Annotated in this window: 20 protein-coding genes and 1 pseudogene; 11 read left to right on the top strand and 10 right to left on the bottom strand. The window is 70.3% G+C overall.

Going from position 1 to position 22,835, the window contains the following annotated elements; translation table 11 throughout:
• Positions 1 to 34 precede the first annotated feature (34 nt).
• A complete protein-coding gene (locus VV867_RS23990; protein ID WP_328567740.1) occupies positions 35 to 2,554 on the top strand; it encodes a LuxR C-terminal-related transcriptional regulator in 2,520 nt (839 codons plus the stop codon).
• A 642-nt stretch (positions 2,555 to 3,196) separates the two neighbouring features.
• Here VV867_RS23990 and VV867_RS23985 read toward each other — a convergent pair.
• On the bottom strand, positions 3,197 to 4,006 hold the full coding sequence (locus VV867_RS23985) for a SirB1 family protein (protein WP_328567739.1): 810 nt from the start codon (positions 4,004 to 4,006) through the stop codon (positions 3,197 to 3,199).
• Positions 4,007 to 4,179: 173 nt separating this feature from the next.
• Here VV867_RS23985 and VV867_RS23980 point away from each other — a divergent pair, with 173 nt between their 5' ends.
• Entirely contained in the window at positions 4,180 to 5,208 is a 1,029-nt protein-coding gene (locus VV867_RS23980) for a Glu/Leu/Phe/Val dehydrogenase family protein (RefSeq protein ID WP_089389836.1), read from the top strand.
• Positions 5,209 to 5,586: 378 nt separating this feature from the next.
• Here VV867_RS23980 and VV867_RS23975 read toward each other — a convergent pair whose 3' ends face one another.
• Both VV867_RS23975 and VV867_RS23970 read right to left on the bottom strand, forming a co-directional pair.
• Positions 5,587 to 5,844 carry a YebG family protein gene (locus tag VV867_RS23975; RefSeq protein WP_009616064.1) on the bottom strand — a complete coding sequence of 86 codons (258 nt, stop codon included), beginning with the start codon at positions 5,842 to 5,844 and terminating at the stop codon, positions 5,587 to 5,589.
• Positions 5,845 to 6,084: 240 nt separating this feature from the next.
• On the bottom strand, positions 6,085 to 6,363 hold the full coding sequence (locus tag VV867_RS23970; RefSeq protein WP_328567738.1) for a DUF3509 domain-containing protein: 279 nt from the start codon (positions 6,361 to 6,363) through the stop codon (positions 6,085 to 6,087).
• 168 nt (positions 6,364 to 6,531) lie between these two features.
• Between VV867_RS23970 and VV867_RS23965 the strand changes: the two are divergent.
• From VV867_RS23965 to VV867_RS23940, 6 genes and pseudogenes are all read left to right on the top strand, one after another.
• Positions 6,532 to 7,063 (top strand): annotated as a pseudogene (locus tag VV867_RS23965) (phosphate-starvation-inducible protein PsiE).
• 28 nt (positions 7,064 to 7,091) lie between these two features.
• Positions 7,092 to 8,063 (top strand): HlyD family secretion protein, encoded by a 972-nt coding sequence (locus VV867_RS23960; protein WP_328567737.1) that lies wholly within the window; start codon positions 7,092 to 7,094, stop codon positions 8,061 to 8,063.
• Positions 8,045 to 9,217 carry an ABC transporter permease gene (locus tag VV867_RS23955; RefSeq protein WP_328567736.1) on the top strand — a complete coding sequence of 391 codons (1,173 nt, stop codon included), beginning with the start codon at positions 8,045 to 8,047 and terminating at the stop codon, positions 9,215 to 9,217. The genes VV867_RS23960 and VV867_RS23955 overlap by 19 nt, the downstream gene beginning before the upstream one ends.
• A 9-nt stretch (positions 9,218 to 9,226) precedes the next feature.
• Positions 9,227 to 10,360, top strand: a complete 1,134-nt coding sequence (locus VV867_RS23950) for an ABC transporter permease (protein WP_328567735.1) — start codon at positions 9,227 to 9,229, stop codon at positions 10,358 to 10,360.
• A 281-nt stretch (positions 10,361 to 10,641) separates the two neighbouring features.
• Entirely contained in the window at positions 10,642 to 11,151 is a 510-nt protein-coding gene (locus VV867_RS23945; protein WP_328567734.1) for a sigma-70 family RNA polymerase sigma factor, read from the top strand.
• Positions 11,148 to 12,107 carry a FecR domain-containing protein gene (locus VV867_RS23940; RefSeq protein WP_328567733.1) on the top strand — a complete coding sequence of 320 codons (960 nt, stop codon included), beginning with the start codon at positions 11,148 to 11,150 and terminating at the stop codon, positions 12,105 to 12,107. Before VV867_RS23945 ends, VV867_RS23940 begins: the two co-directional genes overlap by 4 nt.
• A 310-nt stretch (positions 12,108 to 12,417) precedes the next feature.
• Here the strand turns inward: VV867_RS23940 and VV867_RS23935 are convergent, their stop codons facing one another.
• The 5 genes from VV867_RS23935 to VV867_RS23915 form a co-directional block, all read right to left on the bottom strand.
• Positions 12,418 to 13,305 (bottom strand): TIGR01459 family HAD-type hydrolase, encoded by an 888-nt coding sequence (locus VV867_RS23935; protein ID WP_109933318.1) that lies wholly within the window; start codon positions 13,303 to 13,305, stop codon positions 12,418 to 12,420.
• Between the two features lie 63 nt (positions 13,306 to 13,368).
• Positions 13,369 to 14,040 carry a tyrosine-protein phosphatase gene (locus VV867_RS23930; RefSeq protein WP_328567732.1) on the bottom strand — a complete coding sequence of 224 codons (672 nt, stop codon included), beginning with the start codon at positions 14,038 to 14,040 and terminating at the stop codon, positions 13,369 to 13,371.
• 97 nt (positions 14,041 to 14,137) lie between these two features.
• Positions 14,138 to 14,515, bottom strand: coding sequence for a hypothetical protein (locus VV867_RS23925; protein ID WP_328567731.1), 378 nt, complete (start codon positions 14,513 to 14,515; stop codon positions 14,138 to 14,140).
• Between the two features lie 2 nt (positions 14,516 to 14,517).
• Positions 14,518 to 15,348, bottom strand: a complete 831-nt coding sequence (locus VV867_RS23920; RefSeq protein ID WP_275628745.1) for an SDR family oxidoreductase — start codon at positions 15,346 to 15,348, stop codon at positions 14,518 to 14,520.
• Positions 15,349 to 15,423: 75 nt separating this feature from the next.
• Positions 15,424 to 15,888: a multidrug transporter gene (locus tag VV867_RS23915; RefSeq protein WP_275628746.1), complete on the bottom strand. Its 465-nt coding sequence runs from the start codon at positions 15,886 to 15,888 to the stop codon at positions 15,424 to 15,426.
• Between the two features lie 311 nt (positions 15,889 to 16,199).
• On the opposite strand from VV867_RS23915, the gene codB reads away from it, so the two are divergent.
• Genes codB through codA form a run of 3 tightly spaced genes read left to right on the top strand, consistent with a single transcriptional unit; the run spans position 16,200 to position 19,923 of the window.
• On the top strand, positions 16,200 to 17,459 hold the full coding sequence (gene codB / locus VV867_RS23910) for a cytosine permease (protein WP_328567730.1): 1,260 nt from the start codon (positions 16,200 to 16,202) through the stop codon (positions 17,457 to 17,459).
• Positions 17,456 to 18,685, top strand: coding sequence for a PucR family transcriptional regulator (locus VV867_RS23905; RefSeq protein WP_328567729.1), 1,230 nt, complete (start codon positions 17,456 to 17,458; stop codon positions 18,683 to 18,685). The genes codB and VV867_RS23905 overlap by 4 nt, the downstream gene beginning before the upstream one ends.
• On the top strand, positions 18,682 to 19,923 hold the full coding sequence (gene codA, locus VV867_RS23900; RefSeq protein WP_328567728.1) for a cytosine deaminase: 1,242 nt from the start codon (positions 18,682 to 18,684) through the stop codon (positions 19,921 to 19,923). The genes VV867_RS23905 and codA overlap by 4 nt, the downstream gene beginning before the upstream one ends.
• A 410-nt stretch (positions 19,924 to 20,333) precedes the next feature.
• Here codA and VV867_RS23895 read toward each other — a convergent pair whose 3' ends face one another.
• Positions 20,334 to 21,779: a mannose-1-phosphate guanylyltransferase/mannose-6-phosphate isomerase gene (locus VV867_RS23895; protein WP_109932280.1), complete on the bottom strand. Its 1,446-nt coding sequence runs from the start codon at positions 21,777 to 21,779 to the stop codon at positions 20,334 to 20,336.
• A 351-nt stretch (positions 21,780 to 22,130) separates the two neighbouring features.
• On the bottom strand, positions 22,131 to 22,808 hold the full coding sequence (gene algF, locus VV867_RS23890) for an alginate O-acetyltransferase AlgF (RefSeq protein ID WP_328567727.1): 678 nt from the start codon (positions 22,806 to 22,808) through the stop codon (positions 22,131 to 22,133).
• Positions 22,809 to 22,835 lie beyond the last annotated feature (27 nt).

Here is a 22,835-nt window from a genome sequence, read left to right as displayed (position 1 = left end):
GTCTCGAACGTCAGGATCGGTCGGACCCCTGCCCATGATCGACGCTGCCACCCCGCTCGCCTCGCTACCCCGCCTGCCCCCGCAGCACCTGCCGCGCGCACGCCTGCGCCAGGCCCTGCTGCTCGAGGAGCACCGCCTGCGCCTGCTGCTCGCCCCCCTGGGGCACGGCAAGACCGTGCTGCTGGGCGAGTGCGCCCGCGCCGCGCCGGCCGGCACCCGCGTCGCCTGGCTGGCGCTGGGCGGCGAACCGCTCGACGCTGCGGCCCTGTGCCGGCGCCTGGGCGAGGCCCTGGGCCTGGGGCCAGCCGGCGAGGCCGAGGTGCTGGGCCGCCTGCGCGACTGCCGCGAGCCGCTGTGGATCATGCTCGACGACTACCCCCGCGAACCCGATGCCGCGCTGGACGCCTGCCTCGACCGCCTGCTGGCCCAGGCCTCGCCCTGGGTGTCCTGGTGGCTGGCCAGCCGGCGGCGCCCGGCGTGCAACCTGGCGCGCCTGCTGCTGGAAGGCGAACTGCTGGAACTGGGCGAGGCGGAACTGGGCTTCGACGCCGCCGAGCTGGAGGCCTTCCTGCTGCGCAACGGCCGCGACTGGCCGGAGGAGCTGCGCCTGGCGCTGCTGGAACAGACCGATGGCTGGTGCGCCGGGGTACGCCTGCGCCTGCTCGGCTGGCCGGCCGAGGCGGGCACGCCTTCGCCCGGGCAACTGGCCGAGGCCGGCCGCCCGCTGCTGCGCGAATACCTGCAGCGGGAAATCCTCGACGCCCTGCCCGCGCCGCAGGCGGAAGTGCTCTGCGACCTGGCGCGGCTCACCCGCTGCTGCACCTCCCTGGCCGAATACCTCTTCGAGGAACAGCCCGGCATCCTCGACGCCCTGCTGGAGCGAGGCGTCGGCCTGCATCGGGAGGAGGTTGCCGGCGCCTGGTACCGCCTGCCGCCGCTGCTGGCCGGCGAACTCGCCGACATGGGCCATGGCTCGCCCTGCGGCCTGCACCGCCGGGCCTGCCAGTGGTACAGCCAGCAGGGCGACCTCCACGCCGCCTTCGAGCATGCGCTGCGCGCCGACCAGCCCGACGTCGCCGCCAGCCTGCTGCAGCGCCTGACCGAAGACCAGCTGCTGCAGGGGCACAACGTCGCCCGGGTGCTGCGTCTGCGCGAGGAACTGCCGGAAGAACTGCTGTCGAGCACGCCGCGCCTGCTGATCCTCAACGCCTGGGCGCTGCTCTTCGCCGGGCGCCTGGACGAGGTGGAAGCCCTCCTGGAACGCTTCGCCCGCTTCCTGCCGATGCCCAGCGCGGCCCGCCAGCGCACGCTGGTGGCGCAGTGGCTGGGCCTGGCCGGCATGCTCGCCCACGCCCGGGGCCAGCGCGAGGCCGGGCCGCTGCTGCAGGCGGCCCTGGACGACCTGCCGGACGAGGCCTGGTCGCAGCGCCTGCTCTGCCTGTCCGGCCTCGGCCAGGTGGCGCTGATCGACGGCCACCTGGACGCGGCGCGCCTGCTCAACCGCGACGCCCTCAAGCTGGCCCGCGCCCAGGGCAGCGCCATCTTCGAGGCCTACCTGGAGATCGACCACGCCTACCTGCTGGCCCAGCGCGGCGAGCTGCTGCGCGCCGAGACCCTGCTGCGCCGCGTGCTCGACGCCCTGGCCGAGCAACGCCAGGCCGGTTGCCCGGTGGCCAGCCGCGCGCAACTGCGCCTGGGCTGGCTGTGCTACCACCAGGCACGCCCGGCCGAGGCGCGCCAGCTGCTGCAGGAGGGCCTGCGCGGCGCCCGCCGCAGCCTCGACTCCTGCGTCATCTACGGCTACATCGGCCTGGCGATGCTGGATGCGCGCCAGGGGCTGTTCGACAGCGCCTTCAACCGCCTGCTCGAAGCCGAGCGGCAGATGCAGCTGCAGCACGTGCCCGAGGCGGTCTACCGCGGCCCGCTGCTGCTGGCCAGCGGCACCCTGAGCCTGCGCCAGGGGCGCACCGCCCAGGCGCGGGAAATCTTCAGCCGGGTGCTGGGCCGCTACCGCGAGGATGGCCGCAGCGCACCGGCCTCGGCGGCGGACCTGCTGCTGCGGGTGGAGTGCCAGCTGGCCCTGGTCGACGCCCAGGACGGCCAGGTGCAGCAGGCGCTGGAGCGGCTCGGCGCGATGCTGGCGGACATGCGCCGGCAGGGGCGCATGGCGCTGGTCTGCGAGATCCTCCTGGGGCTGGCGCTGGCCCACGCCGCCGCCGGCGCCGACGAGCAGGCGCGGGCCTGCTGGCAGGAGGGCCTGCACCTGGCCCGCCACCACGGGCTGGAAACGATACTGGACGACGCCCGCCGGCACCTGCCGGAACGCTTCGCCGAACAGGCCGGCGAGCGCTCCGCGCCGCTGCTCAGCCTGCGCGAACTGTCGGTGCTGGAACTCATCGCCCGCGGCTGCTCGAACCTGGAGATCGGCGAACGGCTGTTCATCTCCCTGCACACCGTGAAGACCCACGCCCGGCGCATCAACGGCAAGCTCGGCGTCGAACGCCGCACCCAGGCCGTGGCCCGGGCCAAGGAGCTGGGGCTGCTGAAGGCGTGAAGGGCGGATAACCGCGAACGGTTATTCTCTCTACGTCACGGGTGGGCCTGGCGTAGGGCGAATAACGCCTACGGCGTTATCCGCCGTTTGACCGTGACCCTCGGCGGCCCCGGGGTTGACCTGGGCATTGGCCGTGGCCCCGGCGCATCGGCGGAGAACCGCGAACGGTTATTCGCCCTACGCCACGGGTGGGCCCGGCGTAGAGCGAATAACGCCTACGGCGTTATCCGCCGTTTGACCGTGACCCTCGGCGGCCCCGGGGTTGACCTGGGCATTGGCTATGGCCCCGGCGCATCGGCGGATAACCGCGAACGGTTATTCGCCCTACGTCACGGGTGGGCCCGGCGTAGAGCGAATAACGCCTACGGCGTTATCCGCCGTTTGACCGTGATCCTCGGCGGCCCCGGGGTTGACCTGGGCATTGGCCGTGGCCCCGGCGCATCGGCGGATAACCACGAACGGTTATTCGCCCTACGTCACGGGTGGGCCTGGCGTAGGGCGAATAACGCCTACGGCGTTATCCGCCGTTTGACCGTGACCCTCGGCGGCCCCGGGGTTGATCTGGGCATTGACTGTGGCCCCGGCGTATCGGCGGATAACCGCGAACGGTTATTCGCCCTACAACCCATGCGATTGCTTGCTTCAGTGCAACGCCTTCTTCTGCACCGCGATCGCCTCGATGCGCTGGCCCAGGCGCAGTTGCACGGCCGGGTCGTCGCTCAGCAGCAGGGCGCGCTCCAGGTCGTAGCGCTCGGCCTGGGGGCATTCCAGCTGGTGGTAGAGGTCGGCGCGGGCCAGGTGGTCGGCGGCGTTGGCCGCGCCCAGTTCCAGCACGCGCTGGGCGTCCTTCAGGGCGGCCAGGTGTTCGCCGGCGCTCTGGTGCAGCTGGCGCAGGTTGCGCGACAGGCGCTGGAGCATTTCGCGCGGCTCGGCGCTGCGCAGGAAGGCGGCGCTCAGCTCCACGTTCGGGCCCAGGTGGCGGGCCAGCAGGTCGCGGCAGTCGCGGGGGTAGAGGCGGCGGCCGGTGGTGGGGTCGAGCAGGTGGTCGGCGCCGGGCACGCGCAGCAGGAAGCGCGCGGGGAAGTTCACCCCCTGCAGGGCGATGCCCAGGCGGCGTGCCAGCTCCAGGGCGACCAGCGCCAGCGACAGCGGCTGCCCGCGGCGCCGCTGCAGGACCTGGGGCAGCAGGGCGGCGCGGGCCAGCAGGGGCACGTTGTCATCCTCGGCGAAGCCCAGCTCGCTCAGCCGGCGCAACAGCAGCTGGGCCTGCTCGGTGTCGCTGGTGGCCACCGGCAGCGTCGCCTGCAGTTGCCGCTCCAGCCCGTCGAGCACGCGCAGGGACTGCGCGGGCGGCAGGTGCGGCTCGTGCTCGGCGGCTATCCACAGGGCCGCCTCGAACAGCGCTGGTGGCTCCTGGGCAAGGCAGGCGAGGCAGGCTTGGCGCGGGTCCATGGCGTTCTCCGGCTGATACTGCGTTTTACCCGCAGCGCCGGGGCGCCGTCCAGCGCCGCCGCGGCTGGTCGTCGGCGGCGCCGCTGGCCCGCGGCGCCTCTGCCTATACTGAGGGAGCCGGCCGCGGCAGGAGCCGCCGGCCGGCTTCCACGCGCCAGCAAGGGAGCGCCGCCATGTTCGACATGATGGAAGCCACCCGGCTAGAGAAACTGCACCTCGCCTACGACCCGGCCACCGGGCTGCGGGCCGTCATCGCCATCCACAGCACCCGCCTGGGGCCGGCCCTGGGTGGCTGCCGCTACCTGCCCTATCCCAACGACGAGGCCGCCCTGCGCGACGCCGCGCGCCTGGCCCAGGGCATGAGCTACAAGGCGGCCCTGGCCGGCCTGCGCCAGGGCGGCGGCAAGGCGGTGATCCTGCGCGCGCCCCACGTGGACAACCGCGGCGCGCTGTTCGAAGCCTTCGGCCGCTTCATCGAGTCCCTCGGCGGGGCCTACGTCACCGCGGTGGACAGCGGCACCTCCAGTGCCGACATGGACTGCATCGCCCAGCACACTGAGCACGTCACCAGCACCACCCGCGGCGGCGACCCTTCGCCGCACACCGCGCTGGGCGTGTTCGCCGGCATCCGCGCCAGTGCCCAGGCGCGCCTGGGCAGCGACGACCTGGAGGACCTGCGCATCGCCGTGCAGGGGCTGGGCCACGTGGGCTTCGCGCTGTGCGAGCACCTGCACGCGGCCGGCGCCGAACTGCTGGTCAGCGACCTGGACCCGGGCAAGGTGCAACTGGCCGTGGAACAGTTCGGCGCCCAGCCCATCGCCAACGAGGCGCTGCTGACCACGCCCTGCGACATACTCGCGCCCTGCGGCCTGGGCGGGGTGCTCAGCTCGCCGGTGGTGGCGCAGCTGCGTTGCGCGGTGGTGGCCGGCGCGGCGAACAACCAGCTGGCGCACCCGGACGTGGCCGACGAGCTGGAGGCCCGCGGCATCCTCTACGCGCCGGACTACGTGATCAATTCCGGCGGGCTGATCTACGTCGCCCTGCAGCACCAGGGCCAGGAGCTGCCGGCGATCACCGCGCACCTGGCGCAGATCGGCAACCGCCTCACCGAGGTGTTCGCCCACGCCCAGGCCGACCACCGCTCGCCGGCGCGGGTGGCCGACATGCTTGCAGAGCGGATTCTCTACGGGCATGGGGGATGACAGGCTGCAGTAGGGGCATTGGGATAGACGCCCTGTAGGAGCGCGCCCTGCGCGCGATTTCGCGGGCAGGGCCCGCTCCTACAGGGGAATACCGAAGGTGGGGCGGCGTAGGAGCGGATTCATCCGCGATCCGGCCGGCAGGCCGGTGTGCGCGGGTAATCGCGGACGGAGTCCTACTACGAAGAGCCCCCAGTAGACAGCAGGTAGCCGGGAAGCACGGGATTTCCCGTAGGGCGTATAACCGTTCGCGGTTATACGCCGATACGCCGGGGCCACAGCCAATGCCCAGGTCAATCTCGGAGCCGCCGGGGATCATGGCAAAACGGCGGATAACGCTGACGCGTTATTCGCCCTACGAAAGGTCTTTCCGGGCGTGGCTCATTCCCCTTCGGCGAACAGTTCCCCGAGGGCGTCGGGCTGGTTCTTGAAGGCGCGGGCGAAGGTGTCGCGGTGGCGGGCCATGAAGATGCCGACTTCCTCCACCTGCTCCTCGTTCAGCGAGGGCACCGCCTTGTGCAGGACGGCGGCGAGGTTCTCCGCCAGTTCGAGCATCTTGTCGTGCCGGTCGGCTTCTGCCTTATCCATGAACAGGCGCTCCGGATCGCGGCTGCTGCGGTACACCACTTCGACGGCCATTCATCACCTCGTATGCCTTCTTGCTGTCTGGGGGGAACAAGTACTGTTTATTTATACAGTCAAGCATAAGGCAATCGCCCGGCTCCTGGGAAGAGGGGAATTGCAGAAGGCCAGTATGGCCGGCGAACCGCTTCGGGGCACGCGGGGCCATGGCAGGGCATGCGACAAGTTGGCGCGGGGTGGAAGGATGGCGCGGGGCGTCGGCGCCCGGCATGCTGGCCGGGCACGCAGGGGCAGGCTTCAGGAGGCGATGCGCAGGGTGCGGCCGGTGGTCATGTCCGCCAGCAGGCGCGGGGCGCTGTCGCCCTGCTCGATGGCGATACCGAAGCGGATGCTCTGGATCAGGCGTTGCAGCTGTTCCGCGTCCTGCAGCTGGGCATTGCGGATGAGCCGCTTGGCCGCCACGCCTGCCTCGGTGGAAAGCGTCAGGACGATGCTGCCGTCCGGCCGTTCGAGGCTGAAGTTGACCCGGAACTGGGCCTGGAATGCATCGGTGAGTACCTGGAACGGGCTTTCCATCTTCGATCCTGCCTGCGTGGTGGCGTGACCCTTCATGGACTGGAAGGCGTCAGCAAAGTTCGCATTCATATTGCCGCAGCCTCGGCAGGCTATTGCTGCCGGAGGTCAATGGCGTGTGTCTTGCACGTACCAAGCCAACAATCGCTTCAGCGAACCAGGAGTCGACGGATGAAACTGCAATGGGCCGAACGTATACGCCAGCACATGCACGGCACGGCCGAGTCGCTGGGCAACCTGCTGGTGGAGGGGTTCCACTACCTGGCGCTGTTCGCCATCGGCGGCACCGTGTTCTGGTCGGCCGCGGTGGCCTTCGTCGAGATGTTCGAGAAGGGCCACGCGAGCATCGACGACATCCTGCTGCTGTTCATCTACCTCGAACTGGGCGCCATGGTCGGCATCTACTTCAAGACCAACCACATGCCGGTGCGCTTCCTGATCTACGTGGCGATGACCGCGCTGACGCGCCTGATGATCGCCGACATCCAGCACAACCACGTGCCCGACGACGGCATCATCCTGGTCTCGGTGGCCCTGCTGCTGCTGGCCCTGGCCATCCTGGTGGTGCGCTACGCCTCCTCGCGCTTCCCCTCGGCGCCCTCGGGCAGGGGCGAGCAGGCGCTGCTGCAGGACGACGAGCGCTGACGGCGGTTCGAACGGCAATGGCCCCCTTGGCGGCCGCGATGCACTAACATCGGAATAATTCGCGCCGCCGAGGGAAGACCCGCACGATGAAGGGCTGGAAGCTGTTCGCACCCCTGCTGCTCCTGGTAATCATCTCCATCACCCTGTACCTGCGTCTGCACACCCAGCCCCTGCTGCTGCAGGGCGAGGCGGACGCCATCGAGGTCATAGTCGCCTCCAAGGCCAAGGGCCGCGTCGAGCACCTGCACGTGCGGCGTGGCGACGACGTGCAGAAGGGCCAGTTGCTCATCAGCCTCAGCAGCCCCGAATTGCAGGCCCAGCTGGACTCCCTGCGCGCCGCGCGCAGCCAGGTGCAGGCGCAGCTCGACGAGTCCCTGCACGGCACCCGCGAGGAAACCCTGCGCGCGCTCCAGGCCAGCCTGCTGCAGGCCCAGGCCGAGCTGCGCAATGCCGAGCTGGATTTCCAGCGCAACGAAGAGCTGGCAGGGCGCGGCTTCGTTTCCCAGGCCCAGCTCGACCTGACCCGCCGCGGCCGCGACGTGGCGCGCAATCGCGTGGCCGAGGCCCAGGCCAACCTCGACGAGGGTACCCAGGGCGACCGCGAGGAGCGCCGCCGCGCGCTGCAGGCCGCGGTGCGCCGCGCCGACGCGCAGATCGCCGAGCTGCAGGCGCAGACCGACGACCTGGCGGTGCTCGCCCCGGTGGATGGCGAGGTCGGGCCGATCCCGGCGGAGGAGGGCGAGCTGATCAACGCCTACAGCCCGCTGCTGACCCTGGTGCGGCTGTCCGACAGCTACCTGGTGTTCAACCTGCGCGAGGACATCCTCGCCAAGGTGCGCAAGGGCGGCAGGGTGAAGCTGCGCATCCCGGCGCTGGAGAACGCCGAGGTGGAGGCCGAGGTGCGCTACATCGCCCCGCTGGGCGACTTCGCCACCAAGCGCGCCACCCGCGCCACCGGCGACTTCGACCTGAAAACCTTCGAGGTCCGCCTGTACCCGCTGCAACCGGTGCAGGGCCTGCGCCCGGGGATGAGCGCGCTGTGGCAATGGCAGCAGTAAGGCGCAACCTGCTGCGTTTCGCCCAGGCGTTCAACACCGAGACGCGCATCGCCGTACGCAGCTGGACCATCCACTGGCTCGGCTGGCTGTGGCCGCTGCTGCTGTTCACCCTGATCAGCGGCATCTACCAGGCCGGCACCCTGCTGGACATGCCGGTAGCCGTGGTCGACGCCGACCACAGCCACCTGTCGCGGCGCGTCGTGCGCGAGCTGGACGCCGGCTCCCACGCCCGGGTCGAGGTGCTCGGCGGCGGCCTGCAGGAAGGCCTGCGGCGCCTGCGCGCGGCCGACGACTACGCGCTGCTGTACATCCCCCGCGACTTCGAGGCCGACGCCCTGGCCGGGCGCCAGCCGCGCGCGGTGCTCTACTACAACTCGCTGTTCTATTCCGCCGGCTTCTACTCCACCCAGGATTTCAGCGGCCTGGTCAGCGGCGTCAACCAGGACCTGCGCCCCTACCTGGCCGCGGGCGCGGGTGCCCCGTTGCCGAAGCTGGCGAGCGTCAGCGTGGCCTACGAGAGCCTGTTCAACGCCAGCGGCAACTACATCTACTACCAGCAGTTCGCCGCCATCGTGCACTTGCTGCAGCTGTTCGTGATCGTCGCCACCGTCCACGTGCTGGCCCGCGAGGCGCCGGAACTGCGCGCTTCCTCGCCGCACATCCTGCGCGCCCGCGCCCTGGGCGTGCGCCTGCTGGGCAAGCTGGCGCCCTACACCCTGCTGTTCAGCGCGCTGCTGATACTGGAGCTGTTCCTGCTGGTGACGCTCAACGGCGCGAAGATCAACGGCAGCCCGCTGTGGATGCTGGCGATCACCGTGTGCTACGTGATGGCCGCGCAGAGCGTCGGCCTGGTGCTGTTCATCTTCACCGCCAACCGCTTCAGCGCCTACTCGCTGATCGGCCTGCTGATCGGCGTGGCGCAGACTTATTCCGGGGTGCTGCTGCCGGACCTGGCGATGCCCGAGATCGCCCGCTTCATCAGCCTGGCCGAGCCGCTGACGCACACCCTGCACGGCCTGTTCGACCAGTTCCTGCGCCAGGCCCCGCCGGAGTCCGGGCTGTACGCCTGCTGCCGGCTGCTGGTCTACCCGCTGCTGGCCTACATGATCGCCAAGCTGCGCCTGCGCCGGCGCCTCGACCTGAGCCCGGCCTGAGGAGGCGCCATGGAGAACTTCTGGAACGTCCTCAGGCAGACGCTGAAGAACATGCTCGGCAAGCCGCTGTGGCTGCTGACCGTGCTGTCGGTGGCGCTGACCACCTTGCCCTATGCCCACCGCACCATGGACGACCTGCCGGTGGCGGTGATCGACATGGACCACAGCGCCGCCTCCCGCGAGCTGATCCGCCTGCTCGACGCCGCGCCCAAGATCGCCGTGCGCAGCTACAGCGAACTGCCCACGGCGCAGCACGACCTGGCCTGGCGCAAGCTGTTCGGCATCGTCATCCTCCCGGTGGATTTCGAGAAGCGCGTGCTGCGCGGCGAGGCGGTGAGCGTGCCGATCTTCGGCGACGCCACCAACCGCATGGCCAACGGGCAGATCCAGCAGGACATCAGCGCCACCTACAACGAGCTGACGCTGCGCTACAACGCCGCGCTGCTGCTGCGCAACGGCTTCACCGCGGGCCAGGCCGAGGTGCTGCTGAGCCCGGTGGTGGGCCAGCTCACCGACCTGTTCAACCCCGGCACCAGCTTCGCCGCCATCGTCCTGCCGGGGCTGGTGACGCTGATCCTGCAGCACAGCCTGCTGCTGTCCTGCACCCGGGTGAACCTCAACCTGCGCGGCGGCACCCCGCGCTCGCTGCGCCAGCCGCCGTCCACGCGCTTCGGCCGCTATGCCGCGCAACTGATGATCTGGACGGTGCTGGGCATGCTCTTCTACGTGATCTGGCCGTGGCTGATGGGCTACCGCCAGACCGCCTCGTTCTTCATGCTCATGGGCCTGGTGCTGCCCTTCCTGCTGGCGGTGATCGCCCTGAGCGAGTTCCTCGCCGAGCTGCTGCCCTCGGAAGAGGCGGTGTACCTGACCATGACCTTCATCACCCTGCCGCTGTTCTACATGGCCGGCTTCACCTGGCCGCCCCAGGCCATGCCGGCCTGGGTGCAGTGGCTGGCCAACGGCATCCCCTCCACCTGGGCGATCCGCGCGGTGGTGGAGATGAACCAGATGAACCTGCCGCTCTCGGCGGTTGCCGACCGCATCCTCGTGCTGCTCGGCATGGCCGCCGCCTACGGCCTGCTGGGCACGCTGATCTACCAGTTCCGCAACTGGCGCTGGGACCAGCTCAAGGGTTGGTGAGCACCGGCGTTTTCCCGCACCTGTAGGAGCGGGCCCGGCCCGCGATTCGCGCGCAGGGCGCGCTCCTACAAGGGCGCGGTGCGCGGCCATGGCGATGGGTATCGCTTCGCTCAACCCATCCTGCGAGTCGACGCGGCTCGGGAATGCCTTTCCATCCATCGCCGCCCCTTGCCGGGATGACGCACTCATGGCATCTTTGCGCAAATGATAAGGCTTCGCATTTGAGGGGTGTTCACAGGCGCACCCCCGGTGCAACGCGCCACCTGGCGCAGAGGGCTCCCGTGTCGTCCCCGTCCGCTTCCACCCATTCCCAGGTCGGCGAACTCTACGCCGGCCACCACCACTGGCTGCTGGGCTGGCTCTACCGCCGCCTGGAATGCCACCAGCAGGCCGCCGACCTGGCCCAGGATACCTTCGTCCGCCTGCTCGGCCGCCGCGAGCTGAAGGGCCTGCGCGAACCGCGCGCGTTCCTTGCCACCGTGGCCCGCGGCCTGGTGGTGGACCACTTCCGCCGACAGAGCCTGGAGCGCGCCTGGCTCGACAGCCTGGCGCAGCAGCCGGAGGCCGAGGCGCCCTCGGCCGAGGCGCGCGCCCTGGTGCTGGAGACGCTGATGGAGATCGACCGCCTGCTCGACGGCCTCAGGCCCAAGGTACGCAGCGCCTTCCTGCTGTCGCAGCTGGACGGCCTGACCTACCCGCAGATCGCCGAGCAGCTGGGCGTGTCGCTCAGCTCGGTGCAGCAGTACATGACCCAGGCCTTCGCCCACTGCTACCAGGCGCTGTATTCATGAGCCGGGCGCAGCCGCTGGAACACGGCGTGGTCGAGCAGGCCATCGGCTGGCGCGTGCGCCTGGCCTCGGGGCTGGCCGGCGCCGACGAACAGGCCGCCTGCCAGCGCTGGCGCGCCGCCGACCCGAGCCACGAGCAGGCCTGGCAGCGCCTGGACTTCTTCGACGGGCGCCTGGCCGGCGTGGCGCCGGAAACTGCCAGCAGCGCCTTGCGCCAGGCCGCCTTCGACCCCACGCGGCGCCGCGCGCTGAAGAACCTGATGCTGCTGGCCGGCTGTGCCGCGGTGCTCGGCAGCGGCGCCTACGGCCTGCGCGACTCGCGCTGGCTGGCCCAGGCGCGCACCGGCGTCGGCGAGCGCCGGCGCATCGAGCTGCCCGATGGCGGCTGGCTGCAGCTGAACACCGACAGCGCCATCGACCTGGCCTTCGACGCCCACAGCCGGCGCATCCGCCTGCTGGCCGGGGAAATCCTCGTGCAGACCGGCCACGACGCCGCCGGCCGCGGCTTCTGGGTGGACACCGCCCAGGGCCGCCTGCAGGCCCTGGGCACGCGCTTCGCCGTGCGCCTGGAGAGCCACGATGCGCTGCTGGCGGTACAGCAGGGCGCGGTAGCCGTCTCGCCGGGCGATGGCGGACATGTCGCCGGGGTGGTCCAGGCCGGCCAGCAGGCCCGCTTCGACCGCCAGGGGCTGTATGGCGTCGATGACCTGGACGCCGACGCCCTGGCCTGGAGCGACGGCTACCTGGTGGCCCGGCAATGGACCCTCGGGCGCCTGTGCACGGAACTGTCGCGCTACCGGCCGGGCGTGCTGCGCTGCGACCCGGCGGTGGCCGGCCTGGCGATTTCCGGGGTGTTCCCGCTGGACCAGCCGGAGCAGGCCATCGCCGCCCTGCAGCGCAGCCTGCCGGTCCGCGCGCTGTACCGCACCCGCTACTGGGTGACGCTGGTGCCGGCCTAGGCAGCCCCGTCCGCGCCGCGCAAGCGTAGGGCGTATAGCCGTTCGCGGTTATACGCCGTTTGGCTGTAGCCGCCGGCTGGAACATCGGCGCCCGGCGATGGCGGCGGATAACGCCGTAGGCGTTATGCGCCCTACGGGGCTGGCCAACGACGCCACCTGAGCGTAGGGCGTATAACCGTTCGCGGTTATACGCCGTTTGACCTTGGCCGCAGGCCGCTGCGAAGGCGAACCCGAAGCGCCCGTCCGGGACGCTCCGCTCCTGATCGCGAAGCCCGGCATGGGGCGGTTTCCCGCAGCTGTCGTCCCTGCTTCAGACCAGCCCGGGCGCCGCGAAGTGCGGTCGGACTGCGTAGCCGTCGAGCAGCGCCTGCACCTTGTCCGCATCCAGTTCGCCGTTGAAGGGCAGGCCCAGGGCCTGGCGGTGGATGCCGGTGGCGGCCAGCCAGAGGGTGTCGATGCGCGCGGCCAGGGCGCCGGGCACATCGGTCACCAGGGAATCGCCGACGAACAGGATGTTCTGCACCCCGCGGGCCTGCAGCTGCCGTTCGGCGATGCGGAAGGCCGCCGGGTCCGGCTTGCCGAACCAGCGCACCTCGCCGCCTTCCTCGGCGAAGGCCTCGGCCAGGCGGCCGGCGCCGAACACCGTGCGCCCGGCGGAGACCACCACGCGGTCCGGGTTGGCGCAGAGGAAGGGCAGCTCCAGGGCCTGGCGCAGCGGTTCGAAGCGCGCCTCCAGCTCGTCCTGGGGGAAGCTGCCGACGCCGAGGATCGCCCTGGCCTTGTGGATATCCGCATCGAAGCGCTCGCGGATGTGCTTCGGCCAGGTTTCCAGGGCATCGCCCACGCCGGCGATGTAGATGCCGCCGTCCTGCAGCCCTGCATCGTGCTCGATGGCGTCGATGGCCAACTGGCCGGAGGTGGTGATGCCGGTGTACAGCTCGCGCGGCACGCCCAGGCGCGCCAGGGTGTCGGCCATTTCCGCGACGCTGCGCGAGGCGTTGCTGAGGAACCACACCGGCCTGCTCTCGGCGGCGCGCCGGCGGAGCCAGGCGAGGGCGCCGGGGAAGACCTCGGCGCCGTCCATCAGCACGCCCCAGAGGTCGAGGATGAAGCCGTCGTAGCCGGCGCAGAAGGCATCCAGGCCGGCGTGGTCGATGAGGCGGGTGTGGGTGACGGCGCTGAAGCGAGGGGAGGTCATGGCAAGCCTGTCGCGGGGGAAAAGCCCCAGCCTAGCGCACCGCGGGCCGGCAGGTGAATGCTTTCAGCTGGCCGGATGGGCCTGGGCGACGCTCACCGGTGCCGGGGCCACCGGCACCTCCACCAGCCCGCGCAGGTGGCACAGGCTGAACGGGCTGGGGCTGCAGCGTCCCTCGGCCATGGCCTGGCGGATGGCGTCGACGTCGGCGTTCTGCACGTAGTGGATGGCGTCGGCCATGTCGTCGGCGCTGCCGAAGCCGCCTTCGCGCATTTCCCTGAGCGCATCCTCCTTGCTCCAGCCCTGGACCACCGTGCGGTACATGGCGGAGAACAGCCCGGTGCGGTCGCTGCCGTGCTTGCAGTGCATCAGCACCGGGCCCTGCTGCTGGGCGGCCTGCAGCAGGTTGAGCACGCGGATCACGTCGGCGTCGTCGACGCGGTCGGCGTGGGTCGGGAAGCTCAGGACCTGCAGCGGTGCGGCGCCGGTCCAGGCCTTGTCGTCGTCCTTGATGAAGCTCAGCACCGTGTGCACGCCCAGTTGCTGCAGCAGCGGCAGGTCCTGGCCGTCGGGCAGGGCGCTGCGGTAGAGGGTGGGCGACATGCGGTAGAGGTTGAACGACTTGTCCACCGGTTGCGCCCAGTCGGCGGGGCGCTGGTCGGCGTGGGCCGCCCCGGCGACGAGGGCGAGGGCGAGCAGGCAGCGGCGCAGGGCCGCGAAGGGCAGGGCGGGGCGCATGGCGGCCTCCTGGCTGGCGGAGCGCAGACAGTAGGCGGCGGGCGATAAAGGCCGGATGAAAAGATTGTGAAAAAAACGTGAAGGCGCCCCGCGGCGATCAGCGGGGCAGGAAGCGCGTCTGCACCGGTGGGCGGAAGAACCACCAGGCGGCCAGCGGGTAGACCAGGTAGTTCACCAGGTACAGCAGCAGCGCGGCGTGGCTCGGCGGGTTCCGCCAGGCGGCCAGGGCCACCAGCGCCAGGTACAGCAGGGCCAGGCCGGCGGCGTAGAAGCCGAGCAGGCGCCAGCGCTCGCCGACGCTGGGCAGGCGGCCCACGCGGCGGGCGAAGAAGAAGGCCATGCCGGCGCCGATGGCCAGCGCCACCAGCAGGTTCACCGGCACCAGGCCGTAGCGCAGCAGGGTGCGCAGCAGCACGTTGAGGACCATGGCGACGAGGATGCCGCCCAGGGCGTAGTAGCGGGTGCGGATGGGCATGGCTAGAGGCTCCCGTCCAGGCCGAAGCGTTTCTTCAGGGCCCTGTCCAGCAGGGCGGTGGGCAGCCAGCGGGCCAGCAGCGGCAGGGCGCGGCTGCCGTGGCCGACGCGCAGCAGGCGCGGGCGTGGCTGGCGCTGCACGGCGGCCAGCAGCTGGCGAGCCAGTTCGGCGGCCGGGGTGGGCTTGTCCTGGGAGGCGCCGGCGCGGGCGCGGATGAACTCGCGCAGCGGCCACCAGGGCGAGCCTTCGGCCACCAGGGCATCCAGGTTGCGGTTGGCGTTGGCGCCGAAGCGGGAGGCGATGGCGCCGGGCTGCACTTCCAGCACCCCGATGCCGAAGGGCGCCAGCTCCAGGCGCAGCGCTTCGTCGATGGCGTGCAGCGCGGCCTTGGAAGCGCAGTAGGCGCCGGCGAAGGGAGTGACCAGCACGCCGGACACGCTGCCGATGTTCACCACCAGCCCACGGCGCTCGCGCAGCAGCGGGAAGCAGGCGCGGGTCAGCTCGACCACGGCGAAGACATTGGTTTCGAACTGCCGGCGCAGGGCTTCGGCGCCGCCGTCCAGCAGCGGGCCCATGGCGCCGTAGCCGGCGTTGTTGACCAGCACGTCCAGGCCGCCAGCCTCGCGCCGCAGCTGCTCGGCCAGGCGGGTGATGGCGGCGCCGTCGTCGACGTCCAACTGCACGCCGCGGAAACCGGCCTGGCCCAGGGCGGCCACGTCCTCGTCGCGCCGGGCCGTGGCCCAGACGCTGTAGCCGGCGCCCTGGAAGGCCTCGGCCAGGGCGCGGCCGATGCCGCTGGAGCAACCGGTGATCAGGGCGACGGGTTGGGGCATGGCGGCTTTCCTTGGCGTGCGCGGCGGCATGGGTGTTCGGCGCCTACCCTAACGGATTGCGCCGCGCGGGTGAACTCAATCGCCGAAGCGCCCCTCGATGCGCTCGGCGCGGAACTCCAGGGTGCTGGCGCGGTAGCCCGGGCGCAGCGCCGGCAGCGGCAGGCAGTCGCTCCAGGCGTCACCGCCGAGCAGCGCGCCGGGGGCGCGGTAGCGCGGCGCCTCGTAGAGGTTCTCGGCCAGGTCGGTGGTGTCGCCGGGGCGGTAGGCGGCGACCTTCCAGCGCAGCTCCAGCAGCGGCGCGTCGCTGCCGTTCTTCAGGTCGACGCGCAGCGGGCGGTCGGCCGGGCACAGCGTCGGCGCGTAGCGGATGCGCAGTTCCAGGCGCTCCAGGCGGCGCTGGTCGCGGCTGTCCTGCCAGATCGCCAGGGCCGCCACCAGGCCCAGGCCGACCAGGGCCGCGGCCGAGATCGGCAGGGCGCGGGCGGGGTAGCGCAGCAGGAGGATGATCCAGGTGACGATGAGGAGGATGCCGAAGAACATGGGTGCTTCCAGCGGGGACTTGCGCAGCAGCCTAGCAAATCCGCCGGTCTTCGAACGACTTCGAGCCGTGCTAGCGACCTGGGTCAAGGTTGCGCGGATTTGGTGCGCCGGGCGCTGCCTTCTGCCTCGAAAAGCCGCATAATGCACATTTGAGCAGGCACGCGGCGGCATATTTCCCTTGGGAAGTGTGCATTCTGAACATCACTCGGTGTTCGTCATGCTCAAAGGTTTCCGCGTCGTTCCCCGTCGGCCTTTCCGGCCCGCTCCTTGCTCCAGGCCGACAGACATCCAACCACCTCGCGGAGACATCCATGAGTTCCCCCAGTGAATTCCCCCTGAGCGCCACGCCCAGGGAAGGGCGCAAAGGGCTGCTGCCCATCGCCATGGTCCTGTTCAGCTTCACCTTCTTCACCGGCACCATGTTCGCCGGCGGCAAGATCGGCATGGCCTTCGACTTCGTCGACATGCTCTGGGTCGCCGTCGTCGGCAACACGCTGCTGGCCGTCTACGCCGCCGCCCTGGGCCTGATCGCCTCGCGCAGCGGGCTGAACACCGTGCTCATGGGGCGCTTCTGTTTCGGCGAGCGCGGCAGCAAGCTGTCGGACTTCCTCCTGGGCTTCGCCGAGCTGGGCTGGTACGCCTGGGGCACCGCCACCGTGGCCATCGTGCTGGTGAAGATGCTGGCCCTGCCGGGTTGGCTGACCATTCCGCTGATGGTGCTGTTCGGCCTGCTCTTCAGCATCACCGCGATCATCGGCTTCAGGGGCCTGGACCTGCTCTCACGGGTGTCGGTGCCGCTGATGTTCGTCCTGCTGGTGGCGTCCATGGTCATCGCCACCCACCAGGCCGGCGGCTGGGCCGGGCTGCTGGCGGTACAGCCGGGCACCGGCATGACCTTCTCGGCGGCGGTGACCATGGTCTTCGGCACCTTCGCCAGCGGCGCCACCCAGGCCACCAACTGGACGCGCATGGCGCGCAGCGGGCGCATCGCAGTGGCCGCCAGCGTCATCAGCTTCCTGGTCGGCAACGGCCTGATGATAGTCGCCGGCGCCTGGTGCGCCATCGTCTACCAGAACGCCGACATCGTCGAAGTCATGGTCCTGCAGGGGCTGTCGTTCGCCGCGGTGGTCATGCTCTGCCTGAACCTGTGGACCATCCAGGGCCCGACCATCTACAACGTCTCCGCCGCGGCCTGCCACCTGGTGCGCAGCGAGCGCCGGCGCAGCATGACGCTGCTCGCCACGGGGGTGGGCATCGTCCTGGCCATCGGCGGCATGTACGAGTGGCTGATTCCCTTCCTGGTGCTGCTGGGCTCGATCATCCCGCCGCTGGGCGGGGTGATCATGGCCGACTTCTGGCATCGCCACCGCGGCAACTACCCGGCGCTGGTCGGCCCGCACATCCCGGCGTTCAACGTCGCGGGCCTGGTGTCCTATGCGGTGGGCGCGGCGCTGGCCTACGCCTCGCCGTGGATCGCCCCGCTGGTGGGCATCGGCGCCTCGGCGGCCTGCTACATCGTGCTCGGCGAGATCGCCCGCGCCCGCGCCGGCGTGGCGGAGCCGCGCGCTTGAGCCTGAGCGTCGAGGAAATCCTCCGCCTGCCGGGGCTGGAGAGCCTGAGCCTGCGGGCCGGCGCGCGCAACCTGCGGCGCAGCGTGCGCTGGTCCTACGTGGCGGAGAACGAAGGCATCGCCGAGTGGGTGATGGGCGGCGAGCTGGTATTCGTCACCGGCATCAACCACCCGCGCGACGAGGCCAACCTGCTGCGCCTGGCCCGCGAGGGCATCGCCTGCGGCATCGCCGGGCTGGTGATCCTCACCGGCGACGAGTTCATCCAGCGCATCCCCGAGGCGCTGGTGGAACTGGCCGAGGCCGAGGGCCTGCCGCTGATCGAGCAGCCCTACGCGCTGAAGATGGTGATCGTCACCCACCTGATCGGCACGGCCCTGGTGCAGATGACCCAGGTGAAGCACTCGCGGCGCGACATCCTCGGCCAGCTGCTCAGCGGCGACTGCCCGAGCCTGGCCATCGTCCGCCGCCGCGCGGAGCACCTGCAGCTGCCGCTGGACGCGCCACGGCGCCTGGTGGCGCTGCGCCTGGCCGGCATCGACCGGCTGTTCCGCGAGCACGCCCCGGAGGAGGCCGAGCGCCGCCTGCAGCTGTACCGCCAGCAGTTGCTCGACCGCCTGGAGGACTGGCAGCGCAACCTGCCGGACGCGCTGCCGACCCTCGTCCAGGGCGACCTGTTCGTGCTGCTGCTGGCCGACTGCGAGCAGGCCTGCGGGCGCGACGCCCTGCAAGGGCTGGCGGCGACACTGGCGCGGGAGCTGCCGTTGCGCGCCTACCTCGGCCTGTCGGCGCCCGCCGCGGACTGCGCCGACTTCCCCCGCGCGCTGCTGCAGGCGCGCCAGGCGCTGGAGGTGGCCGAGGGCTTGCGTCCGCCGGGCGGCCTCTGCGACTACCGCGAGCTGGGCGTGCTGCGCCTGCTGCGGGCCATTCCCGATCGCACGGTGATCGAGCAGTTCCTTCACGACACCCTCGGCGCCCTGCTGGCGCCGGGGCGCAAGCAGCCGCAACTGCTGGTCGACACCCTCGACGCCCTGCTCCAGGAGGGCGGCAACGCCCTGCGCGCCGCCCAGCGCCTGGGCATCCACCGCAACACCCTGAACCAGCGGATCGCACGTATCGAGTCGTTGAGCGGCCAGTCCCTCGACGACCCGCAGTTCCGCCTGAACGCATCCATGGCGCTGCTCATCCGCCGCATGTCCAGCGCCCAGCCCGAGGAGCCAAGACAATGAAGATCGTCAACGCCAAGCTGCGCAAGCAAGAAGGCCTGTTCACCATCCGCTGCGAGGGCGAGACCATCGCCGAGGTGCTGCCGCAGGCGGCCAGCGTCGCCGCCGCCGGCGAGGACCTCGACGCCGCCGGGCAACTGGTGATCGCGCCCCTGGTCGAGCCGCACATCCACCTCGACGCCACCCTCACCGCCGGCGAGCCGGAGTGGAACATGAGCGGCACCCTGTTCGAGGGCATCGAGCGTTGGGCGCAGCGCAAGGAAACCATCACGCACGAAGACACCAAGGCCCGCGCACACACCACCATCCGCATGCTCGCCGCCCACGGCATCCAGCACGTGCGCACCCACGTCGACGTCACCGATCCCACGCTGGCGGCGCTCAAGGCCATGCTGGAGGTGAAGGAAGAGGCCAAGCACCTGGTGGACCTGCAGATCGTCGCCTTCCCGCAGGAGGGCATCGAGTCCTACGAGGACGGCCGCGCGCTGATGGAAGAGGCGATCCGCCTGGGCGCCGACGTGGTCGGCGGCATCCCGCACTTCGAGAACACCCGCGAGCAGGGCGTCAGCTCGATCAGGTTCCTCATGGACCTGGCCGAGCGCAGCGGCTGCCTGGTGGACGTGCACTGCGACGAGACCGACGACCCCAGCTCGCGCTTCCTCGAAGTGCTCGCCGAAGAGGCGCGGGTGCGCGGCATGGGCGCGCGCGTCACCGCCAGCCACACCACGGCCATGGGCTCCTACGACAACGCCTACTGCTCCAAGCTGTTCCGCCTGCTCAAGCGCTCGGGCATCAGCTTCGTCTCCTGTCCGACCGAGAGCATCCACCTGCAGGGCCGCTTCGACAGCTTCCCGAAACGCCGCGGCGTGACCCGCGTGGCCGAGATCGACCGCGCCGGCATGAACGTGTGCTTCGGCCAGGATTCGATCAAGGACCCCTGGTACCCGCTGGGCAACGGCAACATCCTGCGGGTGCTCGATGCCGGCCTGCACATCTGCCACATGATGGGCTTCGACGACCTGCAGCGCAGCCTCGACCTGGTCACCGACAACAGCGCCCGCGCGCTGAACCTGGGCGAGCGCTACGGCATCGCCGCCGGCCGCCCGGCCAACCTGCTGGTGCTGGGCGTGGACAGCGACTACGAGGCGGTGCGCCAGCAGACCAGGGCGCTGTATTCCATCCGCCACGGCCGCGTGCTGATGCGCCGCGCGCCGGAGAGCGTGGAGCTGCTCGAAAGTTGATGCCGGGATACCTGTAGGAGCGGGCCCTGCCCGCGATTCGCGCGCAGGGCGCGCTCCTACAGGGGAATGGCGTGGGTGGGGCGGCGTAGGAGCGGATCTCATCCGCGAATCGCGCCGGGGCCTGCGGCTATCGCGGACAAGGTCCTACGACCGTGCTTCCCGGGAACTGTTGGCGTTATGCGCCCTGCGGGGGGCCTGAGTTGTAGGAGCGGGCCTTGCCCGCGATTCGCGCGCAGGGCGCGCTCCTACGAAGAGCCCCGGCGTGGCCTGCAAGGCAGCCCCGTAGGATGGGTTGAGCGAAGCGATACCCATCGCCGCCCCACCCACGCCATTCCCCGCGCACAAAGAAAAACCCCCAGGCACTGGGCCTGGGGGCGATTGGCATCGATGGGGGAGACGCCGTCCTTCAACTAGCGAGCGGCCACCTGGGCACGGATGCCGCTCTCTTCGGTTCGACCGTAGACGTCCTCCAGACGTTCGATGTCGTCTTCGCCCAGGTAGCTGCCGGACTGCACTTCGATGATCTCCAGCGGGATCTTGCCAGGGTTGGCCAAGCGGTGCACCGAGGCGATGGGGATGTAGGTGGACTGGTTCTCGGTGAGCAGGAACACCTTGTCGTCGCAGGTCACCTGGGCGGTGCCGGAGACCACGATCCAGTGCTCGGCGCGGTGGTGGTGCATCTGCAGCGAGAGCTGCGCGCCGGGCTTGACGGTGATGTGCTTGACCTGGAAGCGGCCGCCCATGTCCACCGAGTCGTAGCTGCCCCAGGGGCGGTAGACGGCGCAGTGGTTCTGGGTTTCGCTGCGGCCGGCGGCGTCCAGTTCGTTGACCACCTTCTTCACGTCCTGCACGTGGTCGCGGTGGGCGATCATCATGGCGTCCTTGGTTTCCACCACCACGATGTCGTCCAGGCCGACCACCGAGACCAGCTTGCCGTTGCCGTGCACCAGGCAGTTGCGGCTGTCGTGCACCAGCACGTCGCCCTTGGTGACGTTGCCGTTGGCGTCCTTGTCGTGCACTTCCCAGATCGACGACCAGCTGCCGACGTCGTTCCAGCCGGCGGCCAGGGGCACCACGCAGGCGCGCTGGGTCTTCTCCATCACCGCGTAGTCGATGGAGTTGTCCGGGCAGCACTCGAAGGTGGCCGGGTCGATGTTGACCAGGTCGCCCTCGTGCTGGCTGCGCTCCAGGGCCAGCAGGCAGGTGTCGTAGATGTCGGCGTCGTGGCGCTTGAGTTCTTCCAGGAAGCGGCTGGCGCGGAACAGGAACATGCCGCTGTTCCAGAAGTGCCCGCCTTGCTCGACGAACTGGCGGGCGCGGGCCTCGTCGGGTTTCTCGATGAAGCGCTCGACCCGCGAGACGCCGCCGGGCAGCTTGTCGTCGGCACTGGCGCGGATGTAGCCGTAGCCGGTTTCCGGGCGGCTGGCCGGCACGCCGAAGAGCACCATCTCGCCCTTCTCGGCGGCGACGGTGGCCAGGGCCAGGGCGCGCTGGAAGGCGCGGGGGTCTTCCAGCACGTGGTCGGCCGGGAGCACCAGCAGCAGTTCGTCGCGGCCTTCGGCGACCAGCTTCATGGCGGCGATGGCCACGGCCGGGGCGGTGTTGCGGCCGAAGGGTTCGAGCAGGATGCCCTGGGTCTTGAGCTTCAGCTGCTCCAGCTGTTCCTGGAGGATGAAGCGGTGTTCCTTGTTGCTCACCACCAGCGGCGGCTCCATGCCTTCGAAGGCCAGGCGCTCGAGGGTCTGCTGGAACAGCGTGTGCTCGCCGGCCAGGGCCAGGAACTGCTTGGGATACAGCTTGCGGGAAAGGGGCCAGAGTCGCGAGCCGCTACCACCGGAAAGAATGACGGGGATCATGTGGGGTTTCTCCTTAAAGCGTTCATGCGTTCTGTGGGGCGCCGGGCGCCGTTACCGTTTCGGGTGACCTCTCCGTGCGGGCCGTCTTGGCAGCTCGCTGATTTTTGGGTGCCGGTGTGGCCGGTCTTCTTGTGGTGTTCTTTTTGGTGATTTTTTGTGGGGGGGTGGTTAAGAGCCCCTCTCCCCAGCCCTCTCCCTGAAGGGAGAGGGAGTTGTTCGGCGTGAAGGGGCGCCACCTCGCTCGCCGGCTTGCGCGGAGCTTTCCGCTTGCACGGATAGCGCCCTCTCCCTTCAGGGAGAGGGCGGGGGGAGAGGGCTAGGGCCTCGCGCCGGGGTGTCATGGAGTGAGCCTCAGTCCGCCTTCACCGGCCGCTTGACCCACACCGGCGACAGCTTGCCGCCCTCGCCGGTGACGTACAGGCAGACCACTTCGCCGCGCTCCAGGGTGACGGGCTTGAGGTCGCTGACCTTCTTGCCGCCCTCGAACAGCGCCAGGTTCACTTTCACCGGGTTGATCTCGCGGTCGCCGTGGCTCTGCGGGGCGACGTTGCCGACCACCTCGGTCTTGCCGTCGGCGGTCTTCAGGGTCAGCGCCTGGCCGCTGAGGTTCTGCACGCGCACCAGGGCCTTCTGCTTGTTCTTGAAGGGCGGCTCGGGCACCAGCCTGGGCTGGCCGCCGGGCTGGCTGACCAGGGTGTAGTAGGCGTCCGGGTCGAGTTTCACCGGCAGGCTCTGGCCGCCGACCTTGGCGGTGTAGTTGCCCGGCGGCAGGAACTTGAAGTCGCTGGAGCCCAGGGGCGAGACGTCATTGAGCTGGGCGTTGCCGACGCTCACCGAGAGTTCGCCGCTGCCGGCGTTGTAGGCCCGCACGAAGGCCGAGCCCTTGGGCGCCTGCGGGCCGTAGAGGGCGGCTTCGCCGGCGTGGGCGCCGAAGGCGGCCAGGCCCAGGGCCAGTGCCAGGGCAGGGGACTTCCAGCCGAGGGTCTTGGAACGAGTCATGGGGTGTACCTCCGTCTTCACTGTTTTCATGGGGCGCGCTGGCGCCCTGTGCGTGGC

Origin of the sequence: Pseudomonas sp. JH-2 (genome assembly GCF_036231725.1) — a bacterium.
Taxonomy (GTDB): Bacteria; Pseudomonadota; Gammaproteobacteria; order Pseudomonadales; family Pseudomonadaceae; genus Pseudomonas; species Pseudomonas delhiensis.
The sequence above is the reverse complement of the archived record's forward strand: the minus strand, read 5'-3'. Positions and strand labels throughout refer to the sequence as shown.